The organism is Burkholderia sp. PAMC 28687, assembly GCF_001577465.1.
Taxonomy (GTDB): domain Bacteria; phylum Pseudomonadota; class Gammaproteobacteria; order Burkholderiales; family Burkholderiaceae; genus Caballeronia.
Genome location: NZ_CP014506.1, coordinates 20,055 through 31,735 on the forward strand (window position 1 = coordinate 20,055; position 11,681 = coordinate 31,735).

Annotated in this window: 11 protein-coding genes and 1 pseudogene; 5 read left to right on the forward strand and 7 right to left on the reverse strand. The window is 58.9% G+C overall.

Going from position 1 to position 11,681, the window contains the following annotated elements:
- Window positions 1–138 precede the first annotated feature (138 nt).
- The 3 genes from AX768_RS15380 to AX768_RS15390 form a co-directional block, all read right to left on the reverse strand.
- The gene (locus AX768_RS15380; RefSeq protein ID WP_062001038.1) at window positions 139–864 is read right to left on the reverse strand and encodes a fimbrial biogenesis chaperone; all 726 of its coding nucleotides are present in this window, start codon (window positions 862–864) and stop codon (window positions 139–141) included.
- 17 nt (window positions 865–881) lie between these two features.
- A complete protein-coding gene (locus AX768_RS15385) occupies window positions 882–1,406 on the reverse strand; it encodes a Csu type fimbrial protein (protein ID WP_062001039.1) in 525 nt (174 codons plus the stop codon).
- Window positions 1,407–1,975: 569 nt separating this feature from the next.
- Window positions 1,976–2,428 carry a MarR family winged helix-turn-helix transcriptional regulator gene (locus AX768_RS15390; RefSeq protein WP_062001040.1) on the reverse strand — a complete coding sequence of 151 codons (453 nt, stop codon included), beginning with the start codon at window positions 2,426–2,428 and terminating at the stop codon, window positions 1,976–1,978.
- Window positions 2,429–2,567: 139 nt separating this feature from the next.
- On the opposite strand from AX768_RS15390, the gene AX768_RS15395 reads away from it, so the two are divergent.
- Window positions 2,568–3,560: a 2-dehydropantoate 2-reductase gene (locus AX768_RS15395; RefSeq protein WP_086383455.1), complete on the forward strand. Its 993-nt coding sequence runs from the start codon at window positions 2,568–2,570 to the stop codon at window positions 3,558–3,560.
- An 84-nt stretch (window positions 3,561–3,644) separates the two neighbouring features.
- Here AX768_RS15395 and AX768_RS15400 read toward each other — a convergent pair whose 3' ends face one another.
- The 3 genes from AX768_RS15400 to AX768_RS15410 all read right to left on the reverse strand — a co-directional run bounded on the left by AX768_RS15400 (window position 3,645) and on the right by AX768_RS15410 (window position 6,587).
- Window positions 3,645–5,057 carry an FAD-binding oxidoreductase gene (locus tag AX768_RS15400; RefSeq protein WP_062001042.1) on the reverse strand — a complete coding sequence of 471 codons (1,413 nt, stop codon included), beginning with the start codon at window positions 5,055–5,057 and terminating at the stop codon, window positions 3,645–3,647.
- Complete coding sequence (locus tag AX768_RS15405) at window positions 5,054–5,761, reverse strand: FadR/GntR family transcriptional regulator (protein WP_062001043.1); 708 nt, start codon at window positions 5,759–5,761, stop codon at window positions 5,054–5,056. Before AX768_RS15405 ends, AX768_RS15400 begins: the two co-directional genes overlap by 4 nt.
- Window positions 5,762–5,846: 85 nt before the next feature.
- Window positions 5,847–6,587 (reverse strand): SDR family NAD(P)-dependent oxidoreductase, encoded by a 741-nt coding sequence (locus AX768_RS15410; RefSeq protein WP_062001044.1) that lies wholly within the window; start codon window positions 6,585–6,587, stop codon window positions 5,847–5,849.
- A 105-nt stretch (window positions 6,588–6,692) separates the two neighbouring features.
- On the opposite strand from AX768_RS15410, the gene AX768_RS15415 reads away from it, so the two are divergent.
- Window positions 6,693–7,271 carry a TetR/AcrR family transcriptional regulator gene (locus AX768_RS15415; protein WP_062001045.1) on the forward strand — a complete coding sequence of 193 codons (579 nt, stop codon included), beginning with the start codon at window positions 6,693–6,695 and terminating at the stop codon, window positions 7,269–7,271.
- Window positions 7,272–7,533: 262 nt separating this feature from the next.
- Here the strand turns inward: AX768_RS15415 and AX768_RS15420 are convergent, their stop codons facing one another.
- On the reverse strand, window positions 7,534–7,809 hold the full coding sequence (locus AX768_RS15420; RefSeq protein ID WP_047894900.1) for an HU family DNA-binding protein: 276 nt from the start codon (window positions 7,807–7,809) through the stop codon (window positions 7,534–7,536).
- A 1,026-nt stretch (window positions 7,810–8,835) separates the two neighbouring features.
- On the opposite strand from AX768_RS15420, the gene AX768_RS15425 reads away from it, so the two are divergent.
- The 3 genes and pseudogenes from AX768_RS15425 (at window position 8,836) to AX768_RS15435 (ending at window position 11,651) form a co-directional block, all read left to right on the forward strand.
- Complete coding sequence (locus AX768_RS15425) at window positions 8,836–10,260, forward strand: FAD/NAD(P)-binding protein (RefSeq protein WP_062001046.1); 1,425 nt, start codon at window positions 8,836–8,838, stop codon at window positions 10,258–10,260.
- Window positions 10,261–10,386: 126 nt separating this feature from the next.
- A pseudogene (locus AX768_RS15430) lies at window positions 10,387–11,191 on the forward strand (MetQ/NlpA family ABC transporter substrate-binding protein).
- A gap of 256 nt (window positions 11,192–11,447) precedes the next feature.
- Window positions 11,448–11,651 (forward strand): cold-shock protein, encoded by a 204-nt coding sequence (locus tag AX768_RS15435; RefSeq protein ID WP_031356584.1) that lies wholly within the window; start codon window positions 11,448–11,450, stop codon window positions 11,649–11,651.
- Window positions 11,652–11,681: the final 30 nt, after the last annotated feature.

The window sequence follows — 11,681 nt, forward strand, 5'->3', positions numbered from 1 at the left end:
TTGCGACAAGCGCGATGCGGAAGCCATGTGAATGACGTATGGGGCGTCGTCGTATTCTCATCGATTGAATGGGGACGCATCATGTCAGCTCTCGGCGACATTCTCGACAACAAGGCAGCGATGAGTTCGTGGCGCCGGTCAGCCCGGCGGCGCAACCGTCACCACGGCCTCGAGCGGCAATGAATTGACAGCGGCCCGTACCGTCACGGCGCCGCGAAGATCGGCGTCGGCGGGAAGCGGCACAGACCATTGGCGGGCGCGCCCGGCGAGCGCGTACCCAAGCAGTCCCTTGTTGATCTCATGGAGCTTGCCGGCGCTGTCCACCAGTTGCACTGCCGCGATCTGCGCGCGCCTGGCACCCGTGTTATCCACGCGCAGGACCCAGCCCTTCGCGTCGTGCGCGAGAGACCAGGAAAGCGCTGGCACGGTCGCCTTGCCCGCAGGCTCGACGAACACCGGCACGGAATAGCGCAGGCGAATGGTCACGCCGTCTGCCGGCGCGGTATCGGGCGCAGGCAGTTCGTCGATCAGGATCCGGTAGCTCTGCTCGGTCCCCACGGGCGCAGGCGATGTCCGCACAAGCCGCACGAGCTGATCCGACTGTGCGCTGATCTGGATCAGCGGCGGACTGGCGACCAGTTCCTGCGTCGGCGTGAGCGCGTCGTCCCGGTTGACCTGATCCCAGCGGAAGATGCGTACCTGCCCGTACAAGGGCTTGTCGCCGGGATTACGCAGCGTGATGCCCGTTGCGCTCTCGTTCGACTGCAGGTCGACCATCACGGGCGATATCTGCAGCGTGGCGGCCTGCGCCGTGCACGTCAGGAGCGCGAACAGAACCCCACCGTAGCGCCGGATACTTGCCATGAAACCGCCGCGGGCGATCAAAAATAAACCGTCGCGGTGACTGTGGTCTGGTAGAGATCAGGTTTCGGTGTAGCTTGCGCAGGAACCTGACCGTACACGGTGATGGACTGGGCCGCCCCGGTGCCTGTGCCCGCCACGGTGTTCGTGCCCTGGGTGATGCCCCAGGGGACCGAGTGACCGGCGTCCTGATACAACTGGAAGGCTACCGTCGTACCCGTATTGCCCGTGGCAGTCCCTGCAAGCAAGCGCGCAGCAACCGTGGAACCGGCCACGCTGCCGCCGTCGAGTCCGACGTTGTACGGCGTGGTGTTCGTGCAGGTGACCGCAAGGGTGGTCTGCTGGTTGATCGCGGTTGCCAATACGCCGTTCGTGCCGAAATTCAAAGGCGTAGCGGCAATCGTGCAATTGGCTTGCAGCGTAAGCGATACGGTAAATGTGGCGGTCGCCGTACCGTTGGTATAAACAGCGGCATTCGCGATTTGTACAACCGGCGCGAAAAGCAATGCGCCCGCGAGCACGGAAGATATGAATCTCGGCTTCATTTTGGCACCTCTCTCTCAGTGCGCTGACTTGATTTATATACAGCGTTGCAGCAGCGCTGAGATTCATATTACCTATCGAATAAAATAATTCCAAGTTAATTGATCGAAACGATGTTTCAGATCACTTTGTGAGGTCGGGTTATTACTGACCGGTGCGCGTACGTTATAGAACGACTGGCGCGGGAGACATCCCTATAAACCCTTCGCCGGGTTTCGGCAGTAAAACAACACCTTGGGTATTCGCTGGACGTTTAATCGGATGCGCTGCTGGCCGGGGATCGGGCGTGCAACGTCAAATCGCGTTGCTCGGCTCGAGGATTACACATTGACGACGGTTTGTTTATAACCAGCAGGATAATCAGATATAGAGGCCACCCACGGTTATATCGGGTTGATGCGGGAATGCCATCTGGTTTGCCCCACACCGCGCACTATCCGGCAGATATGGGCGACACTCTGTAATCGACCGCCACGCGCCATGCTACATATTGCGCGTTCGGCTCGCCCCGATAATCTGCCGCAGGATACTTTTCACCTGCATTGGATTTCAATGCAGGCCGCCATCAACATCATTCAGCTATTTCTTCCATGCATTGCGCGGCGACCAGTTTCGCGAGCATCGAATGGATTGCTTTACGTTCCGCAGGAAGCAGCGCGGCAAGTATTTCGTCGTTTTGCGCCTGAGCAATCGTCGCGGCGCGCGAATATGTTTTCTTGCCCTTCGTGGTCAGCGACACGACAACACCACGGCCATCGGTTGCGTTCGATGTCTTTTCCACCAGCCCTTTTCTCTCGAGAATGTCCGTTGCACGGCTCGCCTGGCTGCGATCCAGGTTCGACGCGCGGCCCAGATCCGATACCGAAAGCGCGCCGAACGACCCCACGCTCAACAAGACGCGAGCTTCGGTCAGCGTCAATGCAATACCGTCGCTGAACGCTTCGTTCATGGCCTTGTCGGTCTGCTTTTTCAGCACATGCAATCGATACGTGAACAGTCTTTGAATCATGGTCGTATTGTTCATTTCTTTCCTACGGCTTTTGCATTACGACGAAAGCGCACAAGCGGTTTTTTAGATGCTTGCGCACGCATCAATTAATCGATAGCATCAGCTTAGCTCAATCCCGGGCTTTCGGGACAAGATTCGCTTGGAGGGCAGAGTTTTGAATACGCAAGATGGAAAAATCACGGTGGTTGGCGGCGGCGCCATTGGCGGTATCGTTGCGGCCCGCCTCGCGCGGTCCGGCCAGGCGGTCAGCCTGCTTGCGCGAGGCGCGCAGCTTGACGCCATAAAACGCAGCGGCCTCAGCGTGATCGATGGCGATGATCGCTATACGCTCAAAGTCGATGCAACCGATCAGCCCGAAACGCTGGGCGTGCAAGGCCTGCTTTTCATCTGCCTGAAGGGGCCCGCACTGACTGCGGCGGCAGCTTCGCTCACGCCGCTCGTCGGTCCCGGCACGCATATCGTGTCGGTCATGAACGGCGTGCCGTGGTGGTATCTCAACGAATTCGGCGGTGCGCTCGCAGGTCAGCGTCTTGAGTCCGTGGACCCTGGAGGCGTGGTGTCGGCGGCGCTGCCGCCATCGCAGGCATCGGGATGCGTGGTGCATATTTCATCGTCGATTGCAGAGCCCGGCGTGATCCGGAAAGGCTACGGCAACGAGCTCATCATCGGGCCGGGATCCGCGCGAATGGCCGATCGCGCGGCTCATGCCGTCGAACTGTTGCGTCACGCCCAGTTCGACGTAGTCGCGTCCGATGACATTCGCCGCGACATCTGGGTGAAACTGTGGGGCAACATGACCATGAACCCGATCAGCGCCATTACGCGATCAACCGGCGACGTGATCCTGGACGATCCGCTCACCAAGAACCTGGTTGTTTCCGTCATGGAAGAGGCGCGGCGCATTGGCAAGGAGATCGGGATCGAGCTGACCATGACCACTGACGCCCGCAACGCGATGACGCGCAAGCTCGGTGCGTTCAGGACATCGATGCTCCAGGACGTGGAAGCTGGCCGCCAACTTGAAATCGAGGCGATTCTCGGCGCGCCATATGAGATTGCAGTGAAGGCGGGGATTCCGGCGCCGTTCATCAGCGTGCTTTACGGGCTTGTCGGGCAACTGAACGCCAATCTGATCAAACAGGCTTGAAGTACGACCAACAGCCCTTAGCCAATAAGACACGCGGGGCTCGCGCAATACGGTTTGGCGGGAAGTCCCGCTGATTACAACCGCTCAGAAAATCTTGCCCGGATTCATGATGCCGTTCGGATCGAAGACCTTGCGGATCTCCTTCATGAGCCGGATCTCCAGCGGGTCTTTATAGCGATTGAAATACTCGCGCTTGAGCTGTCCGATGCCATGTTCCGCGCTGATACTGCCGCCATAATGCGCGACTTCGTCGAGCACTTCGGCGGTCAGGCCTTCGCCATGTTGCGCGAAGTAGTCGCGTGGCGCGCCGGCCGGGCGCGAGAGGTTGTAGTGCAGGTTGCCATCGCCGAAATGACCGAAAACGATCAGACGTACGCCCTCGCGATGATTTTCCACACGCTTGCCGGCGGTTTCGAGAAACGCTGGAATCGATTCGATGGGCAGCGACACGTCATGTTTCAGGTGCGGTCCATCGGCGCGTTGAGCCTCCGATATTTCTTCGCGCAAACGCCACATGCTATTTACCTGCGCAATGGACTCGGAAACCGCAGCATCGGCGCATAGCTCGCGCTCCAGCGCTTCGCCGATCACCGTTTCCACGAGTTCGCGCAACGCGGTTTCATCGACGGTATCCGCGAGTTCGATCAACACGTACGCCGGGTGACGTTCGGCGAACGGCGCACGCATGCCCTCGACTTGCGCGAGCACCATGTCCAGACATTGCGCCGTGAAGAACTCGAATGCCTGCATGCGCGGACCGCCGCGCTCGAACAAAAGCTCGAACAGTTCCAGCGCTTGCTGCGACGAATTCACCGCGGCCAGCACGACCACGCGCACGTCATTGCGTGCATATAACCGCAGTGCTGCAGCGGTAATGATGCCGAGCGTGCCCTCCGAGCCGATCATCAACTGCTTCAGGTCGTAGCCGGTATTGTCCTTGCGCAGCGTGCGCAGCCCGTGAAAGATCTCGCCGTTGGGCAACACCGCTTCAAGGCCGAGCACGAGTTCACGCGTCATGCCGTAACGCACAACGTTGACGCCGCCTGCGTTGGTCGAGAGGTTGCCCCCCAGTTGACACGAGTCTTCGGCCGCAAGGCTTAACGGAAGCAACCTGTGCTGCTCTTCTGCGGCACGCCGCAGGTTGCCGAGAATGCAGCCGGCTTCGGCGACCATCGTGTTGCCCACGGTATCGATACTTCGAATCGCGTTCATGCGATCGAGGCTCAGGATCACGTTGGCCGGACTCGCATCGGGCGTGGCGGCGCCGCACAAGCCGGTATTGCCGCCGCGCGGCACCACGGGCACACGGGCGTCCGAACACAAGGCAAGACATGCGGCGACTTCGTCCGTTGTCGATGGGCGCACGACCGCCTGCGCCTGGCCCTTGTACATGCCGCGCCAATCCGAGAGCCACGGGGCGATTTCATCGGCAGATGTGATGACGGCGTCGGTTCCGAGCTTGTCGGCAAGACGTTGGGAGAAGGCGAGATCGGTCATTGTTGGCGAGGGGTGATGTCGAGGTTGAGCCGCGCCGCGGCCTTTTGCAGATGCGATGTTGCGGCCGTACGGGCAGCGAGCGCGTCGCCGGCGCGGATTGCGTCGAAGATACGGACATGTTCGCGATGCACGGCGTCCGGCAGCCGTTCAAGCGCGAGCGAATGCGTGCGCGCAGTTTGCACCGCCTGGCGGATCTGGAGGTTCAGGTACTGCAGCAGATCGACGTAGTAACGGTTATGCGTGGCATGCGCGATTGCCACATGGAACGCGATGTCCAACTCGACTGCCGGTTCGGGGGTGTAGAGGTGATCGGCGAGGGATTGCAGAATGCTTTCCAGGGATTTGATGTCGGCGTCGGTGCGGCGCACGGCAGCGAGCGCCGCGGACGCGCCTTCGAGATCGAGCCGCAGTTCGTACACCGCGCCAAGGTCCGCGCGGTCGGCGCCGACCGCCTGCGGAACCTGAAAGCCGCCGCTCTGCGTGCGTGCCGTGACTGTGCAGCCGGCGCCTTGCCTGCTATCGATCAGACCATGGGCGCGCAAACGCTCGGTGACTTCGCGGATCACCGACTGGCTCACGCCGAATCGGAGCGCGAGGTCCTTCCCCGACGGGAGTTTTGTCCCGACCGGGTAAACACCGTCGCCAATATCGCGCGTCAATTGCTGCGCGACCTGATGCGTCAGGGTAAGGGCCTTGGGCAACAAGATTCGCTCTTTCTCGATTTATCCGGTTTGCATGTTATATGAAAACTTTCAATCGGGAAATCCGGAGTTCGCGCCAGCCGTTGATTCAGACGTGCGCCAGGCCTCCGTCGACCGTGATCTCCGAGCCAGTGATGTACGACGACGCGTCCGACGCAAGGAACAACGCCGCTTGCGCGATCTCGCACGCTTCGCCCCATCGGCCCATGGGCACCATCTCCGCGATATACGCCCGAACCTCCGGATTCCCGGTCGCCTCACGCGTCAGCGGCGTAGCGGTCGCGCCGGGCGTAAGCACATTCACGCGAATGCGGCGCGCGAGCACATCGCCGTCCATGGCCAGCGTCCTGCCGAAACTGCGAATCGCGCCCTTGCTCGCCGCGTAAAGCGGATCGCCGGGCCGGCCTTTGCGAGCGGCGACCGACCCCGTGAGGATCACCGACGCGCCGTCGCGCAAGAACGGCAACGCGTGAATCAGCGTGAAGATCGTGCCCTTGACGTTGATGCTCATGAAGTCATCGAAGGCCTGTTCCGACGTTTCCGCGATAGGCGGCGTCTCCGATACACCCGCATTTGCAAACAGAATATCGATACCGCCAAGCTGGTTATGTATATCGGTGATTGCGAGTTTGAGTGCGTCGGGCCGGGAGATGTCCGCCGCCACGCCGATAACGCCCGTCCCCAGACTCGCCACCGCCGAGTCCAGTCGGGCACGGTCGCGCGCAATCAGCGCGATGCGCGCGCCTTGCTCGATGAATAATTTCGCGGCTTCGAACCCAATGCCGCTGCTTCCGCCGGTGATGACAGCGCGCTTTCCGTCAAGACGCATGATCGCTCCTTGTTAAGTCAACGGTCGTAGACTAAATTCGGAAATGGCGCTTGTCAACGACTGTTGATAAAATCACAGTTTAAAGTTAAAGGGCGACCCTTCACGATGCAGACCCCGAAAAAGGTCACGCGAGATTCCGAAGCGTCGCGCGCGCGTATCCTCGATGCCGCGAAAATCCGCTTCTCGCAGAACAGTTACGACGGCGTGGGCGTTCGTGAAATCGCGGCCGATGCCAACCTCGACCCGGCCATGGTGCTGCGTTACTTTGGCTCGAAGGAAAACCTGTTCCGCGAGATTGCATCGCAGGCGTTTGAAGTCGAAGCGCTCCTGGCAGACGGGATCGAAGCGTTGCCGGAACGCGCGGCGAGCTTGCTCATGGGCGAAGTCGATGACGACGCATGGCGCTCGGGATACGATCCGTTGCGCTTGTTGCTTGCTTCCATAGGCAGCGTGACGGCCGGACCCATACTCGCGGAATACCTTCACCGCGACTTCATTGCGCCGTTAGCCAAGGCAATAGGCGGCCGTGAAGCGCGCGAGCGCGGCGCTCTGGTGGCCGCGCAGATTGTGGGATTTGCGCTCATCCGGGTTGCCGGAGATTCGAGCGAAGGCGCCGTACCCAGGCGAAGATTGCTCAAGCAACTGCTGGTGAAGGTTCTTGAAGACTTGTCGCGAACGCGTTAGCTTGCGCTGAATGGTCGAACGACCAAGTGTCAGGCTTCAATCCTTGATCGAAAGGAGTAAGCAAGCGCCCGCGATTCAGAAGGATTGACGTGTAATGGACCGAAGGACCGATCCAAAATTGATGGTTGATCATGGCCTCGAAGTGCAGCCAGATTTGAAACGGCCGGATCGCTGATGGATCCGGCCCGCTCCACGAGCACCGCCCAAGCGGTGCTCGACCGTGTCCGACGCTAGAACGCGATGCGGGACATGACGGCCAGTCTTACTGGTTCACCAAATCCTTGAACGCTTTGCCGGCGGTAAACTTGACCGTCTTGGCAGCGGCGATCTGGATGGTGTCGCCGGTCTTCGGGTTGCGGCCGGTGCGTGCAGCACGCGCACCCGTGCTGAACGTGCCGAAGCCGACGAACTGAACGCTGTCGCCGTTGACAACGGCTTGCGTCACGGTAGAGATAAATGCATCGATAGCCTCGGCAGCCGCAGCCTTGCTGGTGCCGGTAGCAGACGCCACGGCGTCGACGAGTTCTTGCTTGTTCATTTCTGTTTTCTCAAAGATGGGTACGACTCACTGCCCATGCGAGCGCACGGTGGAAGCGTCACCTTACCGGACGCGGCGGTCGGAGGCAAATCAGTTTCACCCTGACAGGGCAGGCGATTCCAGCCGATTCCGCTATGCGGCAGGCCTTTGGCCGGGCCGCCGCCATGGGAAGGTGAGGGCGGAATGTTAACCCGGTTGACGCGCGACAGGAGACCCGGATGCGGTTTTGTCGGCTTCGACGGGTAAGTCCACCGAAAACGCGTTTAATTTCGAAGTTCTGGCGTGGTGCGTTTGTTTACCGCATCAAAACAATTGTCACGCAAAGCGTCTCAACATTACTTTTAGCTTTCGATAAAACAGGGATTGTATGCTCGCGAACAGCGCCACGCTTAACATCAGACAAACCGAGGGCTGACTCAGTTTTGAAGCGAACCGCTAAATGTTGCGTAGCAGTTCATGCCGTTAGATCGTCGTTCGCTCCTACTGCGGTGGAAATGCGTCGGCGCTTCAAAGCACCAGAAAGACGACCTGATCACAGTTCTCATTTAGTTAGCCATCCGAATTAATACTAAAAGCTATTGTTCAATTTCCGCCGAGTTTGAAGAGCCTGTGATTCTGATCATTGTCCGTCCCCGGCCGAGCTTGCTTTCTCCCAGCCAAGTGCCCGCGATTCCTCACTAGCTTAGTGAATTTCAAGCTTTACGCAGCGTGCTATGGATGGCCGGTCTGATGTATCCTCGACACCTGATTGCAGGCTTCACCGCGCGAGAATGAATCGGCGTTGTCATAACATCAAACCCGGTGGCGAACATTTAATGCATGCGGGACGACCCCGGCTCGCTTCATGGCCACGTGAAAGATCAGCTTCGCGCATGCACGCCCCGTCCCGTTCGAGTTCCTCCACGTTCTGAGCGATGCATTCACTTACCGTATGCGTAACGAGCGTGAACGCCAGGCAATCGACATGACACACCTTGCTCACGCTGTGGCCTGCTCCGAACAGGCGCTTTACGAGACTTCAGCATCATGATCGATTCATCGGCAACACCGGATCACGGAACCGTGGCGAACATACTCGTCATTGGAGGCGGATTTACAGGCGTCGCGTTTGTGATCCACGCAATCCAGGCACGCCCTGCTGGCGTGGATCTCAACTTCATTATCGTGGAGCCATCGGCGGATCTGGGTCGTGGAATCGCTTATGGAACGACAGAGCCGTTGCACCGGATCAACGTCCCGAGCGACCGGATGAGCCTCTTCGCAAATGACTCGACGCACGCCACACGCTGGCTCAAGCAACATGAGGCATTGGACGCAGGCAGTGTAGATGAACAAGGCCACTACTACGTGTCCCGTCAGCGGTATGGCGAGTATGTCGATGCAACCTTGAAAGACGTCGTGGCTGAAGCCGCTGCGCACGTGCGCGTGAGTCATCGTCGTGCGAGCGCTACGGGCTTGACCAGAAGCAGTTCGGGTTACATCGTCGAACTGGACGACGGCGGCCAACTCGAAGCGCAGCGTGTGGCGCTATGCTTTGGACATACGCCGTCACAACCACCGGGACGTATCGATGAAAACGCGTTGCGAGATCCGCGTCTGATCGCGCATCCATGGTCACATGACGCGTTGCATGCGATCCCGCGAGATGCATCCGTGCTGCTGGTCGGCACGGGCCTGACCATGGCCGATGTCGCCGTGACGCTGATAGGACGCGAGCATAGTGGAAACATCACGGCGATCTCGCGGCGCGGTTTGCGAGCGCAACCGCACGGCATTTTCGCCGACGCCGCCGACTTCCTCGGCAACACGGCGCCCCCTTCGACCGCGCGCGAGCTGGTGAAAATACTGCGACAGCGGATCGCGCGTGACAAACAGGCGAACATCGGCTGGCAGCCCGCCGCAGACGCATTTCGTTTCGAGCTTCCGCGCATCTGGAACGCGTTGCCCGCGCACGAGCAGCGCCGTGTTGTCAGAAAGTTGCTGCCGTTCTGGGACGTGCATCGGTTCCGTATCGCGCCGCAAATTCACGCGGCCATTGAACACGCAATCGGAACGGGACAGATGAACGTGGTAACGGCCGGTATCGGCGACATGCAGCGTTCCCTGCACGGCTTTCGCGTGGGACTCAAACGCCGCGGCGGACACATCGAGGAACATGAATTCGGCGCCGTGGTGTTCTGCACGGGACCGGCTCGCGACATAGATAGAAACCCCCTCGTGAAGTCATTGCTCGAAAGCAGGCTCGCGCGTCTGGATGCTGTGAAGACAGGTCTCGATACCGATCTTCAAAGCCGCATACTCGACGCCGACGGCAACGTGTCTCCCGGCCTCTTCGCATTCGGCCCGATGACCCGCGGAAGCTTCGGCGAAATGACCGGCGCGCCGGACATTGCGCGGCATCTCGAGCGGCTGCTGAAGGACGGCAGCTTGCTCGCGTATTCGGAGCATTGAAATCTTGCTGCAATGACGCCGCATATCAAAGGAGAATTACTTGTTCAGCAGGAGATTACGTTTCCGCTAAGTTCTTGTCGGCAAGCTGTTTGCAAGCTAACCACTCGAGAACAAATCGGAGAGAGAGTGACTTTGCTGCGGGGAATCCATGCGTCGTTGCTTGCGTCCGTTATAACCGCGTCGGCTCATGCAGCCGATCCGGACAAGAAGGAGATCGGCTTCGGCGCGACAGCCGGACCTTACGTGGACCAGATCCGCTATGGCATCAAGCCGCTACTGGAGAAAGAGGGCTGCAAGGTCGCCATTGTCGAATTCACCGACTATGTTCAGCCGAATCTCGCGCTTGCGGACGGTGCACTCGACGCCAACGCGTTCCAGCACGAGACCTACCTGAAAAAATTTTTGGACGATCACAAGCTGCCACTGAGTCAGCTCGTCAAGGTTCCGACGGCGCCTATTGGTATATACAGCCACAAATCAAAAGTCTTGCCGATGTAAAAGATGGCGCGACTGTTTCACTTCCGAACGATGTCACCAGTCAAGCCTGCGCGATCTTGCAGTTGCAATAAATTGGCTGGTGACACTCAAGCCGGGGGTCGACCCGGTCAATTCGTCCGAGCCCAATATTGCAACAAACCCGCACCGGATAAAGTCACTGCCTCCGGATGCCGCCCAATTGCCGCGCATAGTTGACGACGTCGACTATGCGTTTGTGAATGGAAACTTCGCTATTGCCGCCGGCCTGATGCTGACCGACGCGCTGCTGCCGGAGAAAATTTCGCCTTATTACCTGAACGTCGTGGCGGTACGTACAAACAATCTGCAAAAGCCGTATGTGAAGGATATCTCGGCCGCTTACCAATCGCCGCAGTTCCGCCAGTTCGTGGATGAGCGTTTTCAGGGCTTTAGTAAACCCGATTATTTGCGTTAAGCTGAAACCCGCGCGCCGGCGGATTCCGCATTGCAGGTTTTCCGGTTTGGAAAGCTTCAATAAATATTGGCACGGCGTACAATTGAATCGCGATAATTCCAAGAGCGTCCTGCACGGCAAGGTATCTTCGTTACGGACACGTTCAAGCATTTGGCGAAGTCTTGTCACAACAATGCAATGCGACGCGTCTCGGCGCCCTGGCTTTATCCTCGGTTCTACTTTCATTTTTTTGCTTTAAATTTTTCTGGACACACTCATGGCAACCGGTACGGTCAAATGGTTCAACGATGCAAAGGGCTTCGGTTTCATCACGCCGGATGACGGCGGCGAAGACCTGTTCGCGCACTTCTCGGAAATCAAGGCAGAAGGCTTCAAGAGCCTTCAGGAGAATCAAAAGGTCACGTTCGAAGTGAAGCAAGGACCGAAGGGCAAGCAGGCGTCGAACATCGTTCCAGCCTGAGTTTTGAGCACGGCCAGATCAGCCTGCTGA